The 25,196-nt window shown below is 64.0% G+C and carries 22 protein-coding genes; 11 read left to right on the top strand and 11 right to left on the bottom strand.

Annotated features, from left to right (window positions below):
- Nucleotides 1–128: 128 nt before the first annotated feature.
- Complete coding sequence (locus tag HDIA_RS07955) at nt 129–1,604, top strand: ferredoxin reductase family protein (protein WP_099555685.1); 1,476 nt, start codon at nt 129–131, stop codon at nt 1,602–1,604.
- Nucleotides 1,605–1,701: 97 nt separating this feature from the next.
- Here HDIA_RS07955 and HDIA_RS07950 read toward each other — a convergent pair whose 3' ends face one another.
- From HDIA_RS07950 to HDIA_RS07940, 3 genes are all read right to left on the bottom strand, one after another.
- Nucleotides 1,702–2,475 carry an ATP-binding cassette domain-containing protein gene (locus HDIA_RS07950; protein ID WP_099555684.1) on the bottom strand — a complete coding sequence of 258 codons (774 nt, stop codon included), beginning with the start codon at nt 2,473–2,475 and terminating at the stop codon, nt 1,702–1,704.
- Entirely contained in the window at nt 2,475–3,545 is a 1,071-nt protein-coding gene (locus tag HDIA_RS07945; RefSeq protein WP_099555683.1) for an ABC transporter permease, read from the bottom strand. Before HDIA_RS07945 ends, HDIA_RS07950 begins: the two co-directional genes overlap by 1 nt.
- 190 nt (nt 3,546–3,735) lie before the next feature.
- A complete protein-coding gene (locus HDIA_RS07940) occupies nt 3,736–4,710 on the bottom strand; it encodes a sugar ABC transporter substrate-binding protein (protein WP_245884268.1) in 975 nt (324 codons plus the stop codon).
- Between the two features lie 391 nt (nt 4,711–5,101).
- On the opposite strand from HDIA_RS07940, the gene HDIA_RS07935 reads away from it, so the two are divergent.
- The 3 genes from HDIA_RS07935 to HDIA_RS25255 all read left to right on the top strand — a co-directional run bounded on the left by HDIA_RS07935 (nt 5,102) and on the right by HDIA_RS25255 (nt 7,394).
- Nucleotides 5,102–6,331, top strand: a complete 1,230-nt coding sequence (locus HDIA_RS07935; protein WP_099555681.1) for an ROK family transcriptional regulator — start codon at nt 5,102–5,104, stop codon at nt 6,329–6,331.
- Nucleotides 6,331–6,810 (top strand): RbsD/FucU family protein, encoded by a 480-nt coding sequence (locus tag HDIA_RS07930; RefSeq protein ID WP_099555680.1) that lies wholly within the window; start codon nt 6,331–6,333, stop codon nt 6,808–6,810. The genes HDIA_RS07935 and HDIA_RS07930 overlap by 1 nt, the downstream gene beginning before the upstream one ends.
- Nucleotides 6,811–7,235: 425 nt before the next feature.
- Complete coding sequence (locus HDIA_RS25255) at nt 7,236–7,394, top strand: hypothetical protein (RefSeq protein ID WP_157775429.1); 159 nt, start codon at nt 7,236–7,238, stop codon at nt 7,392–7,394.
- 183 nt (nt 7,395–7,577) lie between these two features.
- Here the strand turns inward: HDIA_RS25255 and HDIA_RS07925 are convergent, their stop codons facing one another.
- The 3 genes from HDIA_RS07925 to HDIA_RS07915 all read right to left on the bottom strand — a co-directional run bounded on the left by HDIA_RS07925 (nt 7,578) and on the right by HDIA_RS07915 (nt 11,782).
- Complete coding sequence (locus HDIA_RS07925; RefSeq protein WP_245884198.1) at nt 7,578–8,564, bottom strand: glycoside hydrolase family 25 protein; 987 nt, start codon at nt 8,562–8,564, stop codon at nt 7,578–7,580.
- Entirely contained in the window at nt 8,546–9,976 is a 1,431-nt protein-coding gene (gene mgtE / locus HDIA_RS07920) for a magnesium transporter (protein ID WP_099555679.1), read from the bottom strand. Before mgtE ends, HDIA_RS07925 begins: the two co-directional genes overlap by 19 nt.
- A 252-nt stretch (nt 9,977–10,228) precedes the next feature.
- Nucleotides 10,229–11,782: a P-loop NTPase family protein gene (locus HDIA_RS07915; RefSeq protein WP_099555678.1), complete on the bottom strand. Its 1,554-nt coding sequence runs from the start codon at nt 11,780–11,782 to the stop codon at nt 10,229–10,231.
- A 355-nt stretch (nt 11,783–12,137) separates the two neighbouring features.
- Between HDIA_RS07915 and HDIA_RS07910 the strand changes: the two genes are divergently transcribed.
- Nucleotides 12,138–12,689 carry a polysaccharide biosynthesis/export family protein gene (locus HDIA_RS07910; RefSeq protein WP_099555677.1) on the top strand — a complete coding sequence of 184 codons (552 nt, stop codon included), beginning with the start codon at nt 12,138–12,140 and terminating at the stop codon, nt 12,687–12,689.
- A gap of 143 nt (nt 12,690–12,832) precedes the next feature.
- Complete coding sequence (locus HDIA_RS07905) at nt 12,833–14,434, top strand: EAL domain-containing protein (protein ID WP_099555676.1); 1,602 nt, start codon at nt 12,833–12,835, stop codon at nt 14,432–14,434.
- Between the two features lie 73 nt (nt 14,435–14,507).
- Here HDIA_RS07905 and msrA read toward each other — a convergent pair whose 3' ends face one another.
- Together msrA and HDIA_RS07895 are read right to left on the bottom strand one after the other, a co-directional pair.
- Nucleotides 14,508–15,128 carry a peptide-methionine (S)-S-oxide reductase MsrA gene (gene msrA / locus HDIA_RS07900; protein WP_099555675.1) on the bottom strand — a complete coding sequence of 207 codons (621 nt, stop codon included), beginning with the start codon at nt 15,126–15,128 and terminating at the stop codon, nt 14,508–14,510.
- A gap of 163 nt (nt 15,129–15,291) precedes the next feature.
- The gene (locus HDIA_RS07895) at nt 15,292–16,368 is read right to left on the bottom strand and encodes a COX15/CtaA family protein (RefSeq protein ID WP_245884267.1); all 1,077 of its coding nucleotides are present in this window, start codon (nt 16,366–16,368) and stop codon (nt 15,292–15,294) included.
- A 256-nt stretch (nt 16,369–16,624) separates the two neighbouring features.
- Here HDIA_RS07895 and hspQ point away from each other — a divergent pair, with 256 nt between their 5' ends.
- Nucleotides 16,625–16,960: a heat shock protein HspQ gene (gene hspQ, locus HDIA_RS07890; RefSeq protein ID WP_099555673.1), complete on the top strand. Its 336-nt coding sequence runs from the start codon at nt 16,625–16,627 to the stop codon at nt 16,958–16,960.
- Between the two features lie 75 nt (nt 16,961–17,035).
- On the opposite strand, the gene HDIA_RS07885 is transcribed toward hspQ, so the two are convergent.
- From HDIA_RS07885 to HDIA_RS07875, 3 genes are all read right to left on the bottom strand, one after another.
- Complete coding sequence (locus HDIA_RS07885; protein ID WP_197708112.1) at nt 17,036–18,079, bottom strand: ABC transporter substrate-binding protein; 1,044 nt, start codon at nt 18,077–18,079, stop codon at nt 17,036–17,038.
- Between the two features lie 89 nt (nt 18,080–18,168).
- On the bottom strand, nt 18,169–19,554 hold the full coding sequence (locus HDIA_RS07880; protein ID WP_099555672.1) for a sensor histidine kinase: 1,386 nt from the start codon (nt 19,552–19,554) through the stop codon (nt 18,169–18,171).
- Complete coding sequence (locus HDIA_RS07875; RefSeq protein ID WP_099555671.1) at nt 19,547–20,218, bottom strand: response regulator transcription factor; 672 nt, start codon at nt 20,216–20,218, stop codon at nt 19,547–19,549. Before HDIA_RS07875 ends, HDIA_RS07880 begins: the two co-directional genes overlap by 8 nt.
- 251 nt (nt 20,219–20,469) lie before the next feature.
- Here HDIA_RS07875 and HDIA_RS07870 point away from each other — a divergent pair, with 251 nt between their 5' ends.
- The 4 genes from HDIA_RS07870 (at nt 20,470) to HDIA_RS07855 (ending at nt 25,048) form a co-directional block, all read left to right on the top strand.
- Nucleotides 20,470–21,408: a Bug family tripartite tricarboxylate transporter substrate binding protein gene (locus HDIA_RS07870; RefSeq protein ID WP_197708154.1), complete on the top strand. Its 939-nt coding sequence runs from the start codon at nt 20,470–20,472 to the stop codon at nt 21,406–21,408.
- A 112-nt stretch (nt 21,409–21,520) separates the two neighbouring features.
- Nucleotides 21,521–21,952 (top strand): tripartite tricarboxylate transporter TctB family protein, encoded by a 432-nt coding sequence (locus HDIA_RS07865; RefSeq protein ID WP_099555669.1) that lies wholly within the window; start codon nt 21,521–21,523, stop codon nt 21,950–21,952.
- Nucleotides 21,953–21,955: 3 nt separating this feature from the next.
- On the top strand, nt 21,956–23,473 hold the full coding sequence (locus tag HDIA_RS07860; protein WP_099555668.1) for a tripartite tricarboxylate transporter permease: 1,518 nt from the start codon (nt 21,956–21,958) through the stop codon (nt 23,471–23,473).
- 120 nt (nt 23,474–23,593) lie between these two features.
- A complete protein-coding gene (locus tag HDIA_RS07855) occupies nt 23,594–25,048 on the top strand; it encodes a cryptochrome/photolyase family protein (protein ID WP_099555667.1) in 1,455 nt (484 codons plus the stop codon).
- Nucleotides 25,049–25,196 lie beyond the last annotated feature (148 nt).

Below are 25,196 nucleotides of genomic sequence, written 5' to 3'. Positions count from 1 at the left end.
TCACACGAATTTTCGGGCGCACCCTCCGCTAGCTTGCGTTGGATCAAGGACTTTTCCGGCTCTCCGATCCACAAATCGGATGTGAGCAAGCGGCCTGGCCGAGCGGGCCGAAGAGGAGCCTGACTGCCATGAGCACTGCCGCGCCGCAACGTCCGACCACGACCTGCACCGGGATGCCGGAGCGACGAGAGGGCCTGTCGGGCGGTCTTCTGGCCCTGATCTATGCTGCCGTGGTGCTGGGAACGGCCGCCGTCTTCGACGTCTATCGTCAGGGCAATCCGGCCCACGCCCTCTCCAGCGCCTTCGGTGCGGCGTCGTTGGCGATGTTCCTGGGGCAGTTCGTGACCTCGGGCCGGTTCGAGGGAATTTCCGGCCGCATCGGCCTCGACGTCACCATGGGCTTCCATCGCATGGCGGCGATGGTCGCCCTGCTCTTCGCGGTCCTGCATGTGCTCCTCCTCCCTCTGCGGATGGGCAATCTCGATCCCGAACGTCTTCTTGTCCGTCTCGGGCGCATGCTAACGGCGCCTGGAAATCTGACAGGCATCCTGGCGCTTATCCTCTTCGCCTTCCTCATCGTGATGGCCCGTTCGTTTCGGGGCCGGCGCGGCCTGCGCTACGAGGTCTGGCGACTGACGCACGGGATCGGCGGCGTTCTCTCGGTCCTGCTGCTCGCGCACCACCTCGCCATCAAGAGCCACACCGCCGTTCAGCCCATTCCAGCGGTTTTTCTGATCGTCCTCGGCGTGTTGGCGGTGGGCGCGCTTGCCGTCGTCTATGTCGTCCGGCCGAAGGCCGGCTACGGCCTTGGTTTCGTGGTCGAGGAAACCCGCCGACGCGGCCCCTCCGTCGTCGAACTCACCTTGCGCCAGACGAAACCGCGCGGCTGGTCCTTCCGGGCCGGGCAGTTCGCCTGGATCGCAATCGGCGGACGACACACGATCACCGACAACCCCTTCTCGATCGCCTCGGCGCCGGAGGATCTGCCAAGGCTTTCCTTCCTGATCCGCGAAGCCGGCGACAGGACGAGGCAGATCATCGACCTGCCCAAGGGAACGCCGGTCGCGGTGGACGGACCGCATGGAAACTTCGTCGAGGCCCGCCCCGCCGAGGCGGTCGTGATGATCGCCGGCGGTATCGGCATCGCGCCGATCCGTTCCCTGCTCCGCTCGGCGGCGGCCCGCGGCGACCGGCGGCGCTATCGCCTCGTTTATGCGGCAAGGACGGTGGACGACCTTGTTGCGGCGAAGGAACTGGCGGACCTTTCGGCCTACCTCGATCTCGATGTTCGAATGCTGGTGGAGGACGGTCCTGCCCCGCAGAACGGCGCCAGCGGGCGTGTCGACGCGGCACGGGTCCACACGCTTCTGGAGGGGCTCGACCCGGCGGCAACCCTTGCCTTCGTCTGCGGACCGCCGCCGATGATGGACGCAACGGTCGACATGCTGCTCAAGGAAGGCCTCGGCGCCCGACATATCGTGATGGAACGCTTCGACTATGACGTCGCGGGCGATCCGATCTGCCGCGGCATGCGCCGCCGTTTCCAGGGCTTTTTCACGCTGTTGCTGCTCGGTGTCGCGGCCGTGGCGCTGGTGGCCGGATAAGGCAAAACGGCCTCGTTCAGGCGGATGCGCATGAACGAGGCCGTTCTATTCTGGCTATTCCGGGTTCAAAAATGCGGAGCGGCCAGCTCCGCAAAGATCAGGCGGCGGCCGCTGTCGGCGGCTGCATCGCGCCGGTCATCATCGCAACCGCGTCCGACATGCTGATTTCCTTCGGATCGACGACGGCAAGCCGCGCCCCGAGCCGGTGGATGTGGATGCGATCGGCCACCTCGAAGACATGCGGCATGTTGTGCGAGATGAGCACGATGGGCAAACCGCGACGCTTCACGTCGAGGATCAGCTCCAGCACGCGGCGAGACTCCTTCACGCCGAGGGCTGCAGTCGGCTCGTCCATGATGACGACACGCGAGCCGAAGGCTGCCGCCCGCGCCACGGCCACGCCCTGGCGCTGACCGCCGGAGAGCGTTTCCACCGGCTGGTCGATGTTCTGGATGGTCATCAGGCCGAGTTCGGTCAGCTTCTCGCGCGCCATCTTGCGCATCTGCGGCCGGTCCAGCATGCGGAAATACTGGCCTAAGGGACCCGGCCGGCGAATTTCGCGGCCGAGGAACATGTTGTCGCAGATCGACAGCGCCGGCGAGAGCGCGAGGTTCTGATAGACGGTCTCGATGCCGGCCTTGCGCGCCTCCAGGGGCGAGTTGAAGTGCATCGGCTGGCCGTCGAGCGTGATTTCGCCCTCGTCCGGCCGGACGGCGCCGGAGAGCGCCTTGATCAGCGAGGACTTGCCGGCGCCGTTGTCGCCGATGACCGCCAGCACTTCGCCGGGATAAAGGTCGAAGTCGCACTGGTCGAGAGCGGTCACCTTGCCGTAGCGCTTGACCAGACCTCGAGCCTTGAGAAGGGGTTCCATCACGCTGCCACCTTTCTGATCCACTGGTCGACGGCAACCGCCGCAATGATGAGCATGCCGATCAGGAGATAGGTCCACTGCGGGTCGGTGCCATACATGCCGAGCCCGAGCGAGAAGACGCCGACGATGAGGGCTCCGAACATCATGCCGAGGATCGAGCCGCGCCCGCCGAAGAGCGATATGCCGCCGATTACCACCGCCGTAATGGAGTTGATGTTCTCGAACTGGCCCGAGGTCGGCGACACCGAACCGAGGCGGCCGATGAGGGCCCAGCCGGCCAGCGCGCAGATGACGCCGGCAAGCATGTAGACGCTGATGAGGATGCGCTTGACCCGGACGCCGGCCAGTTCCGCCGCTTCCGGATCATCGCCAACGGCATAGACATGCCGGCCCCAGGCGGTGTGGCGGAGCACATAGGCGAGAATGACCACAATCGCGATCATCATGATCACTCCGTAGGTGAGCACGGCACCGCCGACGCGCACCGTCTCGCCGAAGAGCTGCAGCAGCGGAGCCTGTTGCTCGATATCCTGGGCTCGGATCGTCTCGTTGGCCGAATAGAGGAAGTTGGCCGCCAGCACGATCTGCCACATGCCGAGCGTCACGATGAACGGCGGCAGCTTCACGCGCGCCACCAACGTTCCGTTGATAAAGCCGATCAGCGCACCCATGGCGATGCCGCAGAGGACGGAAATCTCCGCCGGCAGACCATAGCGGAACGTGAACTGGCCCATGACCACGGAGCAAATGACCATCGTCGCGCCGACCGACAGGTCGATGCCGGCGGTCAGGATCACCAGCGACTGGGCTGCGCCGACGATGCCCGTAATCGCGACCTGCTGGAGGATCAAGGTCAGCGCATAAGGCGAAAAGAAGCGCTGGCCGAGAAGCATGCCGAAGACGATGATCGCTGCAATAAGAACGATCAGCGGCACAATGGCCGGCGTCTGATGCAAGAGGTGCTGGAAGCGTTTGACTCCCGACACCGAGTGAGTGAATTCGGCCACGGCGTCCGGGGCTGTCTTGAGTGCGGCCTCGAAACCTTGCGGGCCACGCGCCTCGCTAGTCATGGTGGAGCCTCCCTGTGTGCCCTTCTTGACGAGGGCCGGGCCGGTCTGTCTCGGTGTTGTGGTGCTTTGTTCTTTGCGACGACCGGGCAGGAGAAGTCTGCCTGCCCGGCTTCCGTCTTTCAAGGACGCCCGATCAGGGCCCGGTGCCGAAGCACCGGGCGAATACCATGATCAGTTGTCTTCAGGCCGATCAGCCCCAGCAGAGGTCGAGACCCTTCTTGGTGTCGATCGAGTCGATCCCTTCCACCGGATGGTCCGTGACTAGCTGCACTCCGGTGTCGAAGAAGTCCTTGCCTTCGCTCGGCGTCGGCTTGGTGCCGTCCTTGGCCCAGGCCGCGATGGCTTCGATACCCTTGGAGGCCATCAGCAGCGGATACTGCTGCGAGGTGGCGCCGATGACGCCTTCGGCCACATTCTTCACGCCCGGGCAGCCGCCGTCGACGGAGACGATGGTGACGCCGCCTTCCATGCCGACGGCCTTGAGCGCCTGATAGGCGCCGGCGGCGGCCGGCTCATTGATCGTGTAGACGACATTGATGCCGCTGTCCTTGGCGAGCAGGGTCTCCATCGCCTTGCGGCCGCCCTCCTCGTTGCCGGCGGTCACTTCATGACCAACGACGCGCGGATCGGTTTCGTCGCCCCACTTCTTCGGGTCGCCGAGGTCGATGCCGAAGCCCTGAAGGAAGCCCTGGTCGCGCAGAACGCCGACGGACGGCTGCGAGACGGCCAGATCCAGCATCGCGATCTTGGCGTCGGCGGCCTTGTCGCCCAGCGTCGCCTTGGCCCAGTCGCCGATCAGTTCGCCAGCCTTGAAGTTGTCGGTGGCGAAGGTCATGTCGGCCGCGTTGATCGGGTCGAGCGGGGTGTCGAGGGCGATCACCAGAAGTCCGGCGTCACGGGCCTTCTGCACGGTCGGCACGATGGCCTTGGTGTCGGACGCGGTGATCAGGATGCCCTTGGCGCCGTCGGCGATGCAGGTCTCGATCGCGTTGACCTGGCTCTCGTTATCGCCATCGATCTTGCCGGCATAGGCCTTGAGCGTGATGCCCAGCTTCTCCGCTTCGGCGGTGGCGCCCTCCTTCATCTTCACGAAGAAGGGGTTGGTGTCCGTCTTGGTGATGAGGCAGGCGGAAACGCCGGCGGCGAACGACGGAGCCGCGCCCATGGCGGCAAACGCGGCGCAGCCGAAAAGAACCGTCCGAAGACGGACAGATGCAAGTTTCATATGATCCTCCCTGGTCTTGCCCGGCCTTCGTCTGCTCTTCCCCAGCGTCGGCCGTTCGACACAGCCCGATTGTCCGGGTCTGTGTGGTGGCAAATTGGTTACATGCCTCCAGTGAGGTGTCAATAAAAAAATCCGTCGGATTTATTTATTGACAGGGAACACCTCGCGGCGCATCGTTCGGCCACGCCGCAAACCGCGCGAACCTGAAGGCGTGAAAAAGACAACACGCCCGCGAACATGCCGAAAGAAAAGACACTTTCCATTCCGAACGCGGCATGCAACGTGCTCACAGGACACGCGTGAGTTTGAGGACGAGGGAGGAACTGTTTCCATGAAACCCGCTGGCGATCTGCCGGGGGGCGGTCGCTTTCGGCCGACGGACCCGGGACGAGGCACCAATCAGAGCGGCGTCCGTCTCTACAACGAGCGGCTGATCCTTTCGCTCGTCCGCCGGCATCGTGCCGTTGCCAAGGTGGAGCTTGCCCGCCTCACCGGCCTTTCGGCGCAAACCGTCTCCGTGATCGCCAACCAGTTGCAAAAAGACGGCCTGCTGCGGCGCGAGGAGCCCCAGCGCGGCCGGGTCGGACAGCCGAGCGTGCCCTTCTCGCTCAATCCCGACGGTGCCTATGCCTACGGGCTGAAGATCGGGCGCCGGTCTTCCGACCTCGTGCTGATCGATTTCCTCGGCAAGGTGCGCAAGCACCTGCACATCACCTATGCCTATCCCCTGCCCGACATGCTGACCGACTTTGCCCAGAACGGCATCCGCGAGATCGAAGCCACCCTCAAGCCGGACGAGCGGGACCGCATCGTGGGCCTCGGGCTCGCCTCCCCCAACGAATTGTGGAACTGGGCCTATGAGGTGGGCGGCCCGCCCGGCGCGCTCGACGTCTGGCGCGACCTCGACCTCAGGCAGGTCTTCGCCTCGCATGTCAACCAGCCGGTCTACCTCTGCAATGACGCGACGGCGGCCTGCGCGGCGGAGCTTGTCTTTGGCAACAGCGCCGACTTCCACGATTTTCTCTATATTTTCGTCGGCTCCTTCGTCGGCGGCGGCCTGGTCGTGAACGGAGCCCTCCTGCCCGGCCGATACGGCAATGCCGCCTCGCTCGGCTCGATGCCGGTGCCGGGGCCGGACGGCTCGGTCCAGCAGCTTATCCGTTGCGCTTCGCTCTACACACTTGAGGCCCGCCTCATCCAGGAGGGCAAGAAGGCCGGATGGCTCTGGGCCAGTCCGGATGCGTGGGAAGAAGCCGGCCAGGAACTCGACGACTGGATCGGCGAAGCCGCGCGCAGCCTTGCCTATGCCATCACCGCCGCATCGGCGGTGGTTGATTTCCAGGCCGCCGTGATCGATGGCGCCTTCCCGACGCGGGTCCGCGACCGGCTGGTGACCGCCATCAAGCAGGAAATCGAGACCTTCAACCGCCAGGGCCTGAGCCCGATCGACGTCGTCAACGGAGAGATCGGCGCCTCGGCCCGCGAGGTCGGCGCGGGCTGCCTGCCCCTCCTCGCCAAGTTCACGTTGGACCGGGAAGTCCTTTTCAAGGAGACCGTGTAATGCTGAAAGGGCTTGACCCGCTGCTCGGTCCCGATCTCCTGCGCGTGCTCAGGGCCATGGGGCACGGCGACGAGATCGCCATCGTCGACGGCAATTATCCCGCCGAGACGGACGGGCACCGGCTCATTCGCATGGATGGCCATGATGCGGTCTCGGTGGCCAATGCCATCCTCTCGGTCATGCCGCTCGACGAGATGGTTCCGGACGCCGCCTTCCGTCCCGGAATTGCCGGCGCACCCGGCAGGCGCGAGCCGATCTTCGCGGAATTCGAAGCCCTCGTCGCTCGTCACGAGCCGGGGAAACGCATCGCCCAGCTCGACGGGCCGGCGTTCTACGAGCGGGTCCGGGCGGCCTTCGCCATTGTTGCCACCAGCGAGCGCCGGCTTTACGGCAATCTCGTCCTGCGCAAGGGCGTCATCCATCCAGCGCCCGAGCGCCAGATCGAGAACGAGAGTCAGTCTCTGGATAACCTGCACTAGAACAATGCGTTACAGAGATTTTCTCGCATATTGATTCCGGCAGTTGCGAGAAACAATCCGGCTGACTTTTCTTTCTTCATGAAAGCACCAAAGCACCCGATTGCCGGCCTCAGCAGAGCGAGAGCCACAACTTTCTCGAGATTTACTTCGAAATGTTTCCACCTCGTATCCGAATTCAAGGATTGCGGGACATCGTTGCTTTATTGCGATGCAGCAAAATGCTTCCGGGGGGCCGCATCAATTGCACATTCGATTGCTTGACTGGCAACGAGTGCAATCTCTGCATGGAAACGACTGGTTAACCTTAATGCATTCTTAATATTTCGGGCCAAAAATTGGCTCAAGCACAAAGACCGGCAAGCCTGCCGCAACCGGAGCCCCGACCTCCTGGACGATGCTCCGTCAGCACAAAAAAGGCGCGCGCCATGACTTCCATCGACCTCCCCCCGCACCGCGAGACCAGCCTCGTGATGGACGCCGTCAAGCGGCGGCTGGACATGATCAGCGTCATGGCCATTCGGGTCGGTGTTCTTGTGCTCTGCTTCCTGTTCTGGCGCGAAGCGTTCGCTTTCTTCCTCGGCTGAAAGGTCCCTCCCCGGCTTGAAATACGCAAAGCCGAGGCCAGCCTTAGTCGGTCCTCCCGCCTTCGGCGGCAGGCCGGTGCCGGATCAGAAAATTCCGCGATGAAAGCGCAGCAAAGCGCGCGTCCTGACGACACCAAGACGCCTTGCCCGATCGAAAGCCCGGGTTCATGCAGCGCGTGCGGCTTATTCGTCGAAGGCGGTGATCGTGGAACTGCGCAGGGTCGGCGGAGCGGGGTTGGCCGTCGGCATGGGAACGCCGGAGCCGGTGGGGTCGGGTGCATTCGCGACCGCCGTGGCGGCTGCAGCAGGCACGGCCGGTTGCTGCGAGGCGATCGATCCGGTGGCCACATCGAGCTGCGAGGAGGCCAGGAACACCTCGAAGTCCTTCTTGGAGCCCGCGAATGTGTTGCGGTCGACGTTGCCTCGGATGCCCTTGACGCGCCCCGTCGCCGTATATTGCCACAGATGCCAGGTCCGCTTGCCGTAGCGGATGGAGGGGTGTCCGGCCACACTGCGCAGCCACATCGGATAGCCCTGCCAAGCGTTCACCAGTCGGTCGCGATGGAAATCGACCGTCGCGTAGACGATCGGGCGCTTGCCGTAGTAGCGCGCCACCATCTCGATGAAGGTCTTCATTTCGCTAAGCACTTCCTCGCGGCTCGGCTTGCGCTTGCAGGTCTTGGAGTCGTGATACCACTCCATGTCCAGCACCGGCGGCAAGGCCGTCGGGTCGTAGGGCACGTTCTGGATGAACCAGGCCGCCTGCTCTTCCGGCGAGCGGCAGAAATAATAGAAATGATAGGCGCCATGACGAACGCCGGCTGCCTTGGCCGCGTTCCAGTTGTCCAGGAATCGATCGTCCTTGTGGTCGCCGCCTTCCGTCGCCTTGATATAGGCAAAGGAAATGCCGGCCCGGTGCACGGCATTCCAGTCGATGTCGCCCTGATATTTGGAGACGTCGATGCCCTGGACGGGATAGGTTTCCGGGCCCGGTTCCTCGAATTCGAACAGCGCACATCCGGACAAAAGGCCCGCCGTGACCATGGCGACGGCGATGCGTCCGACCGGTCTGCGGTTGACCTTGCGAAGGGTAGCGCGCGTGTCGGAGGCCTTGCCGGCGGCAAATTCGCCCGCATTTCCCATCCACTGCTTCAGCCGGTCAAAAACCATGTCGCAAGACCCAAGAATGCGGAAAATCCGACCACGTCCGTTACCGTGGTCACAAATACGCTTGATGCAACCGCCGGATCAATCTCCAGGCGGTCCAGAGCGAGCGGGATCAGAATCCCTGCCAGTCCTGCCACAACGAGGTTAATAATCAGTGCAGCGCCGATAATGACGCCGAGGAGAACATCCTCAAACCAGAGCCCAGCAGCAATACCAATCAATACCGCAAAAAGCACCCCGTTGATCGCGCCGACGGTCGTTTCGCGGACGATCGTGCGGACCATGTTGCGCCGGTCGATCTCGCGGGTTGCCAAGGCGCGCACGGCCACGGTCATGGTTTGCGAGCCGGCGTTGCCACCCATCGACGCGACGATAGGCATCAGCACGGCCAGCGCCACCATCTTGGAAATGGCGCCATCGAAGAGGCTGATCACCATCGAGGCGAGGATCGCCGTCGCGAGATTGACGAGCAGCCATATGAAGCGGCTGCGGACCGTATCGGTGACGCTGTCGGAGATCTCCTCGTCGCCGACGCCCGCCAGGGCGCGCAAATCCTCTTCGGCCTCCTGCTTCATGACGTCGACCATGTCGTCAATGGTCAGGACACCGACCAGCCGACCGCCCTCGTCGACGACGGCCGTCGAGACGAGGTTATAGCGCTCGAAGAGCCGGGCGACCTCTTCCTGATCCTCGGTCGCCAGCACCGGATGGCTGGTCTCGTTCATGACGTCGGCAATGCGCGTCTGGCGCTTGGCCCGCAAAATCTTGTTGAGCGGCACCGTGCCGGCGAGCCGGAATGCCGGGTCGATGACGAAAATCTCGTAGAAATCGTCGGGCAGTTCGCTCTGGTTGCGCAGGAAGTCGATGGTCTGCCCGACCGTCCAGAACGAGGCGACCGCGATGAAGTCGGTCTGCATGCGCCGTCCGGCGGTCTCTTCCGGGTAGTCAAGACTGCGCTGGATGCTGAGCCGGTCGGGGATCGGCAACTGCTCCAGAATCTCGGCCTTCGCCGCCTCGTCGAGATCCTCGAGAATATAGACCGCGTCGTCCGAATCGAGTTCGCGCATGCCCTCGACGACGACTTCGGTCGGCAGTTCCTCCAGAACCGCGACGCGGATCTGCTCGTCGACCTCGGTCAGGGCCGCAAAGTCGAAATCCTTGCCGAGAAGACTGACGAAGGGGGCGCGGTCGTCGGCGTGCAGGGCGACAAGGATGTCGGCGGCATCGGCCTCGTGCAGATCGCCGGCGAGCGCGCGAACCTGCTCGGCGTCCCGCGCTTCCACCGCCGCCGTGATGGCGTCATAGAATTCGCGGGTGATCGCGCCGTCTTCGTCGCGGAAACGGAGTTCCTCTTCGGGTGCATCCGTTTCAAGCACGTCCGCCCCTTCGGGCGCAGTTGGCTCTTCTTCGGCCATGGCGCGTCCTCAATCTTCGACGGGTTGTCGAGCTGGGCGTTCGATGTGGGAGGATCGCGCTGAAACGCTCTGGCCATCCGGGCGGAAATGCCAGACCGTAAAATGATTCAGGCCGTGCGATCGCTGGCAGACGTTAAACGAAGCCGAAGGCGGTTGGAACCGTGGGCCAGTGATTTTTCGAGGGCAATCGAAACCGCCCGATGACAACCCCGTCCTGCATCCTACCAACGGTCACCGACGCGCGCGCGGCGGTCACGCCGCGTTGGAGGCAGCCAGTTCTTCTTCCGGGATCAGCGACACGCTGCGCACGCCATTCATGGCGAGAAGGCGCATCACCCAGTCGGCGTCCGGTCCGGGATCGGCGACCAGCGCCACGTGGTTCGTGCCGGAAACCAGCGCGATGCACTGCTCGTCGCGGGCTATGCTGCCCATGTCCATCAGGACGAGATCATAGGTGTTTTCGAGCGCCGTCAGCGCCGGATCGAGGCTTGCCGGCGCGAGAAGGGTGCCCTCCACCGTGCAGCTTCCCGGGCCGATATAGTGCGCGCGGCCACGGGGATGGCGGTCGATCACGTCGGCGAAGCGGGCGCGTCCGGAGAGGAGGTCCGACATGCCGGCGCGGCCCGATTCATCGCCGACCACCATTTCCACCACGACCGAGCGCAGTCCGTCCGCGACGGCCGCCTCGCCAAGCAGTTCGGCAATCGGCCGCCTCTTGCCGGCATTCGAAATCGACAGAATGGCGATCTTCGAGCCGCCGTCGGTCATGACGGTCGCATGGATGCGGTCGAGGGACGGCTCCTCGTGAGGGACTTCCGCTACCGCACACTGTTCCACGTCCGTATCGATCCGGGAGACGGCGGGCGTCGGAGCGACCGCGACGGTCTCCTCCAGCGGTCCGAAATCATCATGGGCAATGGCGTGAACTGCCTCATCGCCGGCGCCGACCGGGCGAGAACCGCAGAGCTGGACAGGCACTTCGAGAAGCGCGCCGCTGCGGGCCCAGGTCGGAAGATTGGCCTCACGCAGGCGCGTCAGCGCCCGCAAGGCAAGGGCATGAGCCAGCAAGGCCAGTAGCAGACCGGCCAGCGCGCCGCCGCCCAGCAGCCAGAGGTTCGATGGCTTGTTGGCCTCTTCGGGCAGCGTTGCCCGCGTGAAAATGCTCTGCGCCGTCTCGGGCGCCTCACGGCTGTCGCGCAGGGCGTCGCGGCGATATTCCAGCTCGCCCAGCAGAATACGATCGGAGGAGAAATCGTCGGCGGCCCCTGCCCCGGCAGCCTCGCCATCGGCAATCCGCCGGTTCACCCGGTCGATTTCGGCTTCGATCCACTCGATGTCGGCGGACCGCGCCTTGGCATATTCGGCCTTCTCAAGCCCGGCGAAGGCGTCGATGACGCCATTGACGCTGTCGCGGGCAAGCTCCGCGTCGCGGGCGGAGAAGAGGACCGCAAGGCGTCCGTTGCCAAGCGCCTGCACGTCGACGCGCTGCTCCAGCGCGCGCATCAAGCGCTCGGCGGCATCAAGGTCGGTCTGCTGAAGACCGGCAAAAAAGGCGACGACGGATTCGATGGCCCCGTGAGGCTCCATGTCGGCCTGCAGGCGGCCGGCGACCGCAGGCTCCAGCAGCAGCGACGAAAGTACGGGCCGGGAAACGAGAAGCCTCGCCCTCGACTGGACCCTTGCGACCGCGCTCTGGGAGACGTCTCCCCTCGGGACGGTCACCTCGGCCGCGGCCGTATAGCGAAGCGGATGGAGATCCGACCAGACGGCGGCCGAACACACGCCCAGAGCGAGTCCAACGGCCATGAAAATAGCCAGCGGCCGGTATCTTCGCAGACCGGGCAAACGCCATCCGGAAAGTGTCTCAGGACCTGCTTCGAGTACAGCCATCTTGCCTGACTCCTTCAGACAGTTGCCCGAACGACCCGTCCGCCGCTCCAACCGTCTCTCTTTCAGCGCAAGGGGCGAAACACCCTGATCGGCAAGCATGCGTCGATCTTCGCCGGCAGCGCTTGCCAACAAGATGCCTCAGTTATGGTAACCAATCTGTAAACAGCGGAAATTACTCATTAATCTTCTGTTAACCATCCCATTTTCATTTGGGAAACATTAACCATAACGGTTTATCACTGCCTCCAGTCGAGAAGGAGGCTGAAGACCGATGCGATATCGCGCGTCGTTCCTGATTCTGGTTATGCTGGCTGGCGGATGTGCTGCGTCTCACCCCAAGATGCAGCCGGATCCTGCGGCGGTCCTCCCCTATCGCCTAGACAGCGGCGACCGGTTGCGCGTCATCGTCTACGGCCAGGAAGACCTGACCAACAGCTTTACCGTGGACCAGAGCGGCTACATCATGATGCCGCTTGTCGGAAGCGTGCCGGCGCGGGGCAAGACAACCCAGGAATTGCAGGCCGGCATCGCGACGTCGCTGCGCAACGGCTATCTGCGCGACCCGGACGTCAGCGTCGAAGTCGAGCAATACCGCCCCTTCTTCATCATGGGTGAGGTGCGCGCCCCCGGGCAGTTCACCTACGTGAACGACATGACCGTCGAAACCGCCATCGCCATTGCCGGAGGCTATACGGCGCGCGCGCAGACCGATGAGGTCGAGATCACGCGCTCCATCAACGGCAAGGTCTATCGCGGTCACCTGGCAATGACCCAGAAAGTGCGGCCGGGCGATACGATCCGGGTTCTGCAGCGACTGTTCTGACCATCGCGACCGACCTGATCAGCAAAGAATTAACCCTGCCGGCACTTGGTGGCGCTTTGGGTTAATTTGCTTCATGGCGTTTTTACTTCGCGCTTCTAGCCTCGCTGGCGGACATTGGAAACCGCGCGGGCGACGGCCATTACATGTTAAGCAAGAAGATCAATCGCTGGGTCTGGATTCTCGGTCCGACGATCGCCGTCGTCGCCATTCCCATCTTCATTGCCGAATACGTGCTGACGCACCATGCCCTTTCCAAAGGCCGCACGGAGCTTCACGACATCGCCGTGACCTATGTCCAGCGTGCCGACGACATGATCGCCGAGGCGATCACGACGATGAAGAAGCTGAAGCTCAAGGGCACCGACAACTGCTCGATCGAAAACCGGGAAGCCTTCGGGCGGGCGTCCTTCGAATCCTATTACATCCAGCAGGTCGGGCTTGCGACCAACGACGGCACGCTGCTGTGCGGCGAGCCCATGGGCTCCCTGATCTCGCCCGTTCGCCTGCCGGCCACGTCCACGGGCGATCCGTCGATCATGATCGGCATTCTGTCCGGCCAGCACGCCGACACCCAGGCTGCCGTGACGCTGCGCATCAACGACACCACCCGGCTCGTGGCGCGGCTCAGCCCCAAGGCCATCAGCCTCGAGGCCGGCGACCCGCGCCTGACGGGCGCCATGGCCGTTTCGGTCTATCTCGACGACGGCTCCCTCTGGTGGGAGCGCAAGTCCCATTCGGAGCGAATCCTGGCGCCGGACGTGATCGTGGAGAAAGTCCGCTCCGAGTCGCTGCCGATTCGCGTCATCGTGGCCGCCCCGCCCGAGGCCATGCTCGCGAGCGTCGCCGAACTCAGCAATTTCTCGATCATCGGCGCGGTGGTGACGGGTATCTTCACGCTGCTCGTCGGCATGTGGATCTCCTGGCAGCAGAACGACGGCAGCGACGAATTCAGCCGCGCGGTCTCCGCCCAGGAATTCTATCCCTACTACCAGCCCGTCGTGGACATCATGACCGGCAAGATCGCCGGCTGCGAAGTGCTGGTGCGCTGGATTCGCGACGACGGCACGGTCGTGCCGCCCGGCGCCTTCCTGCCCTACGCGGAGGCCACCGGCCTCATCCGCGAGATCACGCGCCAGCTCATGATCAAGACGGTCGAAGATATCGGGCCGCTCTACAAGGCCAACCCCCAACTCAAGGTGTCGATCAACCTCACGGCGACCCATTTCGACAATGCGGACATCGTGAGCGAGATCCGGCAGACCTACTACAATTCCGGCATCGCCTACCGCCAGCTGATGTTCGAGGTCACCGAGCAGCATCCGCTGCGCGACCTCGATCTTTCGCAGCAGATCTTCAAGGAAATCCAGGCGATGGGCGCGAAGATGGCCCTCGACGACGCCGGCACGGGTCACGGCGGCCTTGCCTACCTGCAAAAGCTCGGCTTCGACATCATCAAGATCGACAAGATGTTCATCGACCACGTCTGCTACGACGTGACGTCGGAAACCATCGTGCACAGCCTGCACGACATCGCCGACCGCCTCGGCCTCAGCATGATCGCGGAAGGCGTCGATGCGACCGACCAGATCCGCTACCTGCAGAACCTCGGCGTCGAGATGGCGCAGGGCTTCATCTTCTCAAAGCCCCTTCCGGCTTCGGAATTCGTGGCGCTGGTCGAGGCCAAGGCCAACCTGATGCCTGATATGCCGGAAGAGGAAGAAGAGGTCGGAGAATACGCGGCCTGACGCCCGCGTTCGCTGTCCGCCGCGATTTTCAGAGCACGTGAAGCCGGTAACGGCTCCCTCTAAATCCGACGGATCAGCTTGCCGGCGCAAGCGAAAGGGCGGACTTGCCCCAGAGGGATTTCACGCGCTGGTCGCGGCCGCACCGGGTTCGGTAATATCGGTAGCGGATCGGATTCTTCTCGTAATAGCCCTGATGATACTGCTCGGCCGGATAGAAGGTTGGCCGGTCGATGATCTTCGTTGCGATCTTTCGTCCGAGTACCTTGTGAGCCGCCGCCTTCGCCGCTTCGGCCACGCTGCGTTCCTCGCCGTTGCCCACGAAGATCGCCGTGCGATAGCTGTCGCCCCGGTCACAGAACTGGCCATGTGCGTCAAGCGGGTCGACGGAATGGAAGAAGTAGGTCACGAGCGCATCGTAGGACACCTTTGATGGATCGTAGGTGATCTCCACGGCCTCGTAGTGCCCGGTGCCGCCCGCCGATACCTGCTTGTAGCTGGGATTCTCGACCGTGCCGCCGATATAGCCCGACGTCGTCTTCAAGACGCCGGGAACATGGTCGAAATCGGCCTCGACACACCAGAAGCAGCCGCCGGCAAAGACCGCCGTCTTCGATGCCGCCGCCGCCGGAGCCGCGCCGAGGACCAGAGCCGCGGCCAGCAGCAAAGCACCCCGAATGAAATGGATTGGTCGCATCCTCTCCCCCTCCTCTTTGCGCCCATGATCGACAAGGAGGGTCGGATGGCAATGCGAAATCCGGGCTCTCACGCGGTCTTGATGCCCGTGTCATCCGCTGCCCGCCAATAGAAAGGCCCGCCGAATCGAACGATCGGCGGGCCTGTCGGGCCGAAAAGCAGCGTCACGCGGTCGGGGGCGACAACCGGCGCCAATGCGCCGTTGCAAGGACCAGCACACCGACGGCAGCGGCCTGATGCAGCAGGCCAAGCTCGATGGGCACGACGAGCAGCAGCGTGACGATCCCGATCACGGCCTGGGTCATGATAGCCAGCACGAGCCATCCGGATCGGCGGATCGTCTCCGAAGCCATCGCCTCGCCGTGCGCCTGGATATAGTGAAGGATCGCCATGGCCAGCACCGTGTAGGCACCGAGCCGGTGGACGAACTGGACCGTCTTGTGGTTCTCGAAGAAATTCAGCCAGGCCGGCGCCATCGTCCACAGGCCATCGGGTAGCAGCGATCCATCCATCAGCGGCCAGGTGTTGTAGATCAGCCCGGCCCTCAATCCGGCGACGAGGCCGCCGAGGAAGATCTGGCCGAGAACGAGCAACACGAGAAATCCGGCAAAGCGCCGCAAGGCATGGTTTTCGCGGATGGCGAAGCGCCCTTCCCGATAGCCCTCCGCGATCCACACGGTGGCGGCCAGGATGGCGCAGGCGAAGGTGAGATGGATCGCGAGCCGGTACTGGCTGACCTCGGTCCGCTCGACGAGGCCGCTTGCCACCATCCACCAGCCGACGGCGCCCTGAAGGCCGCCGAGCACAAAGAGAACCCCGATGCGCGGCAACATGCCGCCCCGGATCCAGCCGCGCATGGCGAAAACCGCGAAGGGAACAATGAAGACAAGGCCGATGCTGCGCCCGAGCAGGCGGTGCGCCCATTCCCACCAGAAGATGGTCTTGAAGCCCGAGAGCGTCATGTCGGCGTTCATCTGGGAATACTGCGGAATCTTCTGATATTTCAGGAATTCCTCCTGCCACTCCGCCTCGCTGAGCGGCGGGATCACTCCGTGGATCGGCTTCCACTCGGTGATCGAAAGGCCGGATTCCGTCATCCGGGTCGCGCCGCCGACGATCACCATCGCGACGATGAAGATTGCGATCGTCCAGAGCCAGATGCGGACCGCGCGGCGAGCCCTGGCGGTCTCGTCGGCACTGGAACTGCCATTTGAAGAGGCAAACGCGGTGGGGCTGGCCATGGTCATCGAGGGGCTCCGACAGCTACGCCTTTCTTGCATGGCAAGACAAAAAACACTGACTTTTCGGGGCGGTTGTCATCGATATCAATCATGCTAGGATCACCCTGTCTCAATCGGCCGCCGCTTTAGGCAGCACTGCGCGTTTGTCCGGCACCTCCCGGCCGGGTTAGCACAGGTTGGCGAGCGAAGGCCATGCGGTGCGCGTGTCACGATCCTCCCGACGTGACCCCGCTGCACGCCAGTAGAGTATGACCGAATGACAACAAAGATCAGAACAGCAAAATTCCAGATCGGGGAAACGGTCAAACACAGGGTCTTCCCCTTCCGGGGCGTCATTTTCGACGTCGATCCCATCTTCTCCAACAGCGAGGAATGGTACCAGGCGATCCCCGAGACGACCCGTCCGGCCAAGGACCAGCCCTTCTACCATATCTTCGCGGAGAACGCGGAAACCGAGTATATCGCCTATGTTTCGGAGCAGAATCTGGAGCGTGACGATTCGGGCATTCCGCTGCGCCATCCGCAGATCGACGAAACGCTCGAATCCCGTCCGGACGGTAGCTACCGGCTGACCGACGCCTCGATGAACTGACCCCCAACGCGCCGGCAGTGACCCACGCCTACAGCAGTCCAAAGCGGGCTGCTGGTGCGCCAGCATGCCGGCGTGTCAGGGCGCGTCCTTGACCGGGGCGATGGACGACTTCCAGATATCGAGGAAAAGCCGGCGCTTTTCTTGGTCGAGCCCGACCAGCAGAACGGGCGTCAGCGCGATCGGCCGCAAGAGCGAATCGCCCGGCAGATCGAGTCCCTCCCCCGATGGCAGATCGTTGTGGGGGCGAGCGATCAGGTCGGTGTCCTCCAGGACGCCGCGGCCCTTGTCCGACAGCAGAAAGTCGATGAACCGCCCGGCCAGCGCCCTGTTTTCCGCCTGCTTTGGGATCAGTGCGGCGCGTGCGAGCACCAGCGTATAATCGGTCGGAAACAGGACGCCGATCCGGTCGTCCCACCGGGCGCGGGCAATCGCATAAGACCCCAGCATGTTGTAGGCGACGAGGTAACGCCCCTCCGCCACCCCGTCGAGAATCTCCTCCGCGCAGCAGGTCGCAACGACCTTGTTGCGGCCGAAGGATTCCACGAGACGACCGAAGGTCGTTGCCTGCTGGGAATCCATGAAGGCAAAGAGATAGCCGACGCCGGAATCTTCGATGTCGTAGGTCGCGACCTTGCCCGAATAGGTGGCCTCGTCGGTCCTCAGGAGGTCGATCAGATCGAAGCGCGAGATCGTCATGCCGTCGAAAGGCGTGCCCGCACGGTTATAGACGATCACGACGGGTTCGAAGGTGAAGCCGAAGACCTCGTTGCGCCAGTTGGCCCATGAGGGCAATTGCCCGGTCAGGTCCGAGGCGTGGGCGGACGCGCAGCCATCGTTGGCCAGACTCACCTGAAGGTCCACCGCCGAACTGATGACCAGATCGGAGGCTGGCCGGTTTTCGGCGCAGGCTCCTGCCGTCTTTTCGTAGAGTTCGTTGGTGTTGATGTCGACATAGGTGACGGCGACGCCGGGGTTCCTGTCGACGAAGGTGGAGATTGCCGGGCCGAAGGCTGCGATGTCGGTCGAGCCCCAGATGGTGAGCGTGTTTTCCGGCGCCGCGAGGGAATATCCGAAATGCGCATCCTGTGCGCTGGCGTGTTGGGACGGCGCGACCGCCATCGCAAGTGCCACGAGAGAGGCGGCGATTGTCCTGCAAATAGCGCGACCTATCTGCCGGCACGGCCCGAAGCCCCGGGTTCGACGGTGCATCATGCGGCCTCCTCCGCCGCCAGCGGACATTCCAGCCGCGCCTCGAACGCGCCATCGCCGCGCCTGACAAAGTCGAGCCGCCCCCGATGGGCATTGGCGACCGCTTCGACGATGGCAAGGCCGAGGCCAGCGCTGTCCGGGTGTGCGCCGGCATGGCTGGCAAAGCGGGCCCTGGCCCCCTCCCCGAAGGCTTCCTCGAACCCATCGCCGTGATCGATCACCACGATATCGGCCAGCCCCTTCACGCCGTCGGCCCGGACCGCGAGCACATAGGGAGGGCGCCCGTAGCGATAGGCATTGTTGACCAGATTCTTGGTGGCCTCGACGAGGCTTGGCCCATCGCCGCGCACTGGCACCGGCTCCTCCGGCAGGTCGAGCCGCAAGGGCGTTGCTCCGCCGGACGCGGCCGCGTGGTCGGCATCCTCGGTGACGGTAATCGCCACTTCGCGCAAGTCCACCACCACCTGCGGCGCGGTGTCGGCGCGGTGCATGATCATCGCCTGGCTCAACATCTGCTCGGCGAGACGCGAGAGGTTCACCGCGCGGCCGTGAATCTTGCGAAGGGCCGTCTTCATCCGCTCGGGATTGTCCTCCTGCAAGGCCAGCTCCGCCTGCAGCCGCAGGGCCGCGATCGGCGTCTTCAATTGATGCGAGGCGTCGCCGATCAGGTTCTGCATCGTCGCCACCCGCTGCGCCAGCCGGCTCATGAAGCGATTGATCGCCTCGATGATCGTGCGCACCTCGCGCGGCGTGGAGACGTTGAGGGCGGAGAGGTCCATCGGGTCGCGCTCGATCAGCGCCGTCTCGATGACGGTGAGCGGGCGCAAGGCCGAGCGGACGGCAAAAATGGCGATCCCCGTGACGATGAGGCCGGCGACGAGGCCGATGGTCAGCGCCTTCGCCGTGATGTCCCATGTCAGCGCGTCGCGGGCGCGGGTCGTGTGACCGACGACCACCGTCACGTCGCCGCGATAGGACCGCTCCGAAAAAGGCCGGTCGAGTGAGGCGAGCCGGAAGCGTTCGCCGCCATGGTCGGTGGAGAAGAAAGTCATCTCCTCGGTATGGTCCTTGGGGCGCGGGGCCCAGTCCTGCCCTGTCACGGTGCGGCCATCCGCGCCGATGACCCGGTAGACGATGCGGTCGTCCGGCGCGAGGGACAAAAGCTCGAAGGCGGAAATCGGCAGGTCGACCTCAAGCCTGCCGTCATTGACCGCCATCGCCCGGCTGATCTCGAAAGCCGCGCCCGCCAGCATGCGGTCATAGGCGGCGTTGGCGGCCTGCTGGCCGTAGGCATAGGCCGCGACCGCGATACCGATGCCGCCCAGCGACAGGACGAAGGCCGTCGCCACCGCAAGGCGCGACGTGATGGAGAAGGTCCTATTCATCGAGTGTCATCTGATAGCCGAGGTTGCGCAGGGTGCGGATCACGACGTTGCCGCCCTCAAGCTTCTTCCTGACGCGGGCGACGTAAAGCTCGATAGCGTTCATGCCGACCTCCGCCTCGTCGAAGGTATAGAGCTTTTCGAAGAGCCGCTCCTTGGGCATGACCCGCCCACGGTTTGCAAGAAGTGCCTGCAAGAGAGCAAGCTCGCGGCGGGAGAGAACGACCACCTCGCCCTTCAGCCGCACCTCGGGACCGGCCGGATCGAAGCTGAGATCGCCGAATTCGATCACCGTCGGGCGCTCGTCCTGGCGCCGCCGGATGAGAGCACGCGTCCTTGCTTCCAGCTCGCGCAGGTCGAAGGGCTTCATCAGGTAGTCGTCGGCGCCGCGGTCGAGCGCATCGATGCGGTCCTCCACGTCATGGCGCGCCGTGAGCATCAGTATGGGGCAGGATGGACGCAACTGGCGGACCGCGTCGATCAGGTCAAAACCACTGCCGTCCGGCAGGTTGATGTCGAGAATGACGAGGTCGTAGTCGAAGTTCTCAAGACTCGCCCTCGCTGATGCGACACGCTCGACATGATCGACCGCATCGCCCCGGCGCGAGAAATTTTCCACGACCGCCTCCGCGACGTCGCGCGTGTCTTCGACCAGAAGAATCCGCATGTCCTCTTCCTCCCGGCGCATGGAGCAGAAGGAGGCGCAAAGTTTCAAGCCCAAAGGCTCGCGACAGGTTTGTGACAGCTTCGGGTGCTAGCCGAAACCCGACGTGCTCGAAACGGGCACCGAGCCGGGTCATCTTGTCGGTGGAGGAACCGATCAGGCCTGGCGATCCAAGAACGACATCGGGAGGACAATCGATGACCATTTTCACGCTCTCGCGGCGCGCCGCGATCGTCGGCGCAACCCTGTTGGCCATGCTGCCGGCAAGCTCCGCCCTTGCCTTCGAGCCCAGCGCCTCGGAGTGCATCGCGCCCGCCAACGCCGGCGGCGGATGGGACTTCACCTGCCGTCAGGTCGGCAAGCTGCTCTATGACCTGAAGCTCGTTCCCGATCCCGTGCAGGTGACGAACCTTGCCGGCGGCGGCGGCGGCGTTGCCTATGCGGAAGTCGTCTCCAAGCGCAACGACGACAACAACCTGATCGTCGCGGCCTCCTCGGCCACCTCGACCCGTCTTGCCCAGGGCGCCTTCCCCGGCATGAACATGGACATGGTGCGCTGGATCGGCTCGGTCGGCACGGACTACGGCGTCATCGCCGTCTCGGCGAAATCCGACATCAAGACCCTTCCCGAACTGATGGACAAGGTGAAGGCCGATCCGAAGTCGGTTTCCTTCGCCGGCGGTTCGGCGGTCGGCGGCTGGGATCATCTCAAGATCCTGATCGCGGCCCAGGCAGCCGGTATCGAAGACGTGCGCACGATCAAGTATGTCGCCTTCGAGGGCGGCGGCGAAGCGGTGACGCAGCTTCTCGGCGACCACGTGCAGGCCTTCTCCGGCGACATCTCCGAGGCCCGGGGATTCGTTGACTCCGGCGACATCCGGGTTCTGGCCGTTCTCGCCAAGGACCGCCTGCCCGGCGTCTTCGCCAGCTTCCCCACCGCCAAGGAGCAGGGCATCGATGCGGTCGGCGCCAACTGGCGCGGCTTCTACGCTCCGGGCAACATGAGCGATGACGCCTACGGCTTCTGGACCGGCGCGATCAACAAGCTCAACGCGTCCCCCGAGTGGAAGAAGATCCAGGACGAGAGCGGCCTCGTGCCCCTCGACCTTTCCGGCGCCGACTTCCAGCAGTTCGTCGCCGAACAGGTGGCCAAGACCACCGAACTTTCCAAGAAGATCGGCCTGATCAAGTAAGATCAGCCGGCCGCGTCAACACGGCAGGCCCCCGTCCCCGGGGGCTTGCACCTTTCGTGCGCGCGGATCACTCTGCATCGGGGTCGCAAACAAACCACAAGAAGGGCCTCCCATGAGCGATCGTATGCTTGGCGCGGTCTGCGTTCTTCTCGCCGCCTTCTTCATCTGGCAGGCAACGCTTATCGAAACCGGCTTCATCGTCGACCCGCTGGGACCGAAGGCGTTTCCGATCATTATCGGAACCGTGCTGGGGATTTCCGGTCTCTATCCGCTGCTGCGCCCGGATCCGGAGCCGGAATGGCCGTCACGCGGCGGCATTCTCGAAATCGGCTTTGCCACGCTGGTCATGATCGCCTTCGCCGTCGCGTTGCCGAACTACGGTTTCGTGGCCTCGGCGGCGGTCGCGTCGGGCCTTCTCTCCTGGCGCCTCGGATCATCGCCGCTCGCCGCCGTCGTCACCGGCATCGGCATCGCGGTCGGCGTCTACCTCATTTTCCATTTCGCGCTCGGCATCAACCTTGCGCGCGGCCCGTGGGGGTTTTGAGCCATGGAAACGCTCGGTCATCTCGCCGACGGCTTTTCCGTCGCCCTGTCCTTCCAGAATCTCGGCCTTGCCTTTCTCGGCTGTTTTCTCGGCACCATCATCGGCGCCCTGCCCGGCCTTGGTCCGGCGAACGGCGTCGCGATCCTGATCCCGCTCGCCTTCACGCTCGGACTGCCGGCGACATCGGCCCTGATCCTGCTCACCAGCGTCTACTATGGCGCGATGTACGGCGGGCGCATCTCGTCGATCCTGCTCAACATCCCCGGCGACGAACCGGCGATGATGACGACGCTCGACGGCTACCCGATGGCCAAGAAGGGCAATGCCGGCGAGGCGCTGGCGATCTCCGGCATCGCCTCTTTCGTCGGCTCCATCTTCGCCACCATCGGCCTGGTCCTGCTCGCGCCGCTGCTCGTCAAGGTCGCCCTTCTCTTCGGTCCCGCCGAGTATTTCGCGCTTTTCACCCTCGCCTTCGCGACGCTCGGCGGCCTTGCCGCGCGCAATCAGGCGAAATCGGTGATCGCGGCGGCCCTCGGCCTCGGCATCGCGATGATCGGCGTCGACCACCAGACCGGCGTGCCGCGCTTCACCTTCAACAACATCCATCTCTACGAGGGCATCGACTTCCTGATCGCCATCGTCGGGCTCTTCGCCATCTCGGAGATCTTCTTCTTCCTGGAGCACAAAGGCCAGGGCGAGGCGCATGCCTTCAAGCCGAAGCTGGAGCGGATCACGGCGCCGCTTTGGCTGATCAGGGACACGTCCGGCGCGATGACGCGCGGCACAATCCTCGGCTTCCTCGCCGGCGTGCTGCCGGGTGCTGGCGCCTCGCTCGGCTCCTTCATGGCCTATGCGCTGGAAAAGAAACTCTCCAACAAGCGCGACACCTTCGGAAAGGGCGACCCGAGGGGTGTCGCCGCCCCTGAAGCCGGCAACAACGCGGCCGCCGGCGGCGCTCTGGTGCCGATGCTGGCGCTCGGCGTGCCGGGCTCGGGCACGACAGCCGTGCTCCTCGCCATGCTGATGGCGCTCAACATCACGCCCGGCCCCCTGCTCTTCACCAACAACCCGGATGTGGTCTGGGGCCTGATCGCGGCGCTCTTCATCGCCAATTTCATGCTGCTGGCGATGAACATCCCGCTCGTCGGGCTCTTCGTGCGGGTCCTGATGGTACCGCCGAGGATCCTGATGCCGACGGTCGCCATCATCTCCTTCGTCGGCGTCTACGGCATCTCGGGGTCGGCCTTCGACCTCTACATGATGACCGGCTTCGGCGTCGCTGGCTATGTGCTGCGGCGCATGGACATCCCGATGGTGCCGGTCATCCTCGGCATCCTGCTCGGCAACGAGATGGAAAAGAACCTGCGCCGGGCGCTGACGATCTCCGATGGCGACTGGTCCATCATCTTCGGCTCGCCGCTGGCGATCGGCATCTGGATCTTCGCGCTGGTCGGCTTCGTGGCTCCCCTGCTCGTCGGCCGCTACCTGCGCCCGAAGATGCCGGCGGAAACGGCTGTCTGACCCTGCACGGGCGGAAGATCTGAACCGGACGCCAGCCTTGTGCGTATAGAGACGGCGGCGCGATGAGGCATGGCCCATCGCGCCGTTCTTTTTTGATCGCATCTCGCCGGAGGCCTACCCTTGCCGCAGACCGACAACGATCACCGGCCCGCGCTCGTCTGGTTCCGCAACGATCTCCGCGTCCACGACAATCCGGCGCTCCATGCCGCCTGCGAGACAGGGCGGCCGGTCGTCGCGCTCTATATCCTCGATGAAGAGAGCAAGGGCCCGCGCGCTCCCGGAAGCGCGAGCCTCTGGTGGCTGCACGGAAGCCTCAAGACCCTTCAGGCAAACCTTGAGGGCCTCAACATCCCGCTCGTTCTCAGGCGCGGCCCCTCGCAGAGGATCGTCGCCGAGGTCGCCGGCGAAATCGACGCGGCGGAAATTCATTGGAACCGCCGCTATGACGGAGGCGGGATCGAACTCGACAAGGCCCTCCGCTCGGCGCTCAAGGACGACGGCCGGACCGTCACGAGTTGGAACGGCAACCTGCTCGTCGAGCCCTTCGAGGTGAAGACCGGAAGCGATGGCTGGTACAAGGTCTTCACGCCCTTCTGGAAGGCTGCGCGCGAGACGATCGGCACACCGCGCCAGCCCTACCCCAAGCCAAAGGCGACGAGCGGGTTCAAGAATCCGCTGGAAAGCGAAAACCTTGACGGCTGGGGCCTGCTGCCGACGAAGCCGGACTGGGCAGGCGGCATGCGCGAGACCTGGACGCCCGGTGAAAATGGCGCGCGCCAGCGTCTCCAGACTTTCGTCGACGAGGCGCTGACCCGCTACAGGGATCATCGCGACGAGCCGGGCGAAGAGGTCACGTCACGGCTGTCGCCGCATCTGGCCTTCGGGGAAATCTCGCCGGTCACGATCTGGCACGTGGCCTCTTCCAGCGACAATCCGGCGAGCGACTCGTCGGTCCAGAAATTCCTGTCGGAGGTCGGCTGGCGCGAGTTCTCCTACAATCTCCTGTTCCACTTTCCAGATCTCGGCAGGCGGAATTTCCAGGAGAAGTTCGACGCCTTCCCCTGGGTGAGCGACGATGCCGCCCTCACGGCCTGGAAGAAGGGGCAGACGGGCTATCCGATCGTCGATGCGGGCATGCGCCAGCTGTGGCAGACGGGCTGGATGCACAACCGCGTGCGCATGGTTGTCGCCTCCTTTCTGGTCAAGCATCTCCTGATCGACTGGCGCGAGGGTGAAGCGTGGTTCTGGGACACGCTGGTTGACGCGGACCCGGCCAACAACACCGCCAGCTGGCAATGGGTCGCCGGATCGGGCGCCGATGCCGCCCCCTATTTCCGCATCTTCAACCCCATCCTGCAGGGGGAAAAATTCGATGGCGACGGCCACTACGTTCGCCGCTACGTGCCGGAAATCGCAGGCCTGCCCGACAAATATCTGCACAAGCCCTGGACCGCGCCCACGTCGGTCCTGAAGGACGCCTGCATCACGCTCGGCAAGGACTATCCAAAGCCGATTGTCGATCATGACAAGGCGCGCAAGCGTGCGCTGGCCGCGCTTGAGAAAACGAAGCAATGAAGCCCGCAGATCGGCTGATTGCCAGCAGCAACGAGAAAACGAAGGCTGCATTATCATCTTGTAACAAGATCGAAACCAAGATACAATTTATGAGTGTAAACAAATGGTTAACGGCCCATAAACAGCCGATCATCGCACCCGCGCGCCC

Source organism: Hartmannibacter diazotrophicus, assembly GCF_900231165.1.
In the GTDB taxonomy this organism is placed as follows: Bacteria; Pseudomonadota; Alphaproteobacteria; order Rhizobiales; family Pleomorphomonadaceae; genus Hartmannibacter; species Hartmannibacter diazotrophicus.
This window is presented reverse-complemented; position numbering and strand designations above follow the sequence as displayed.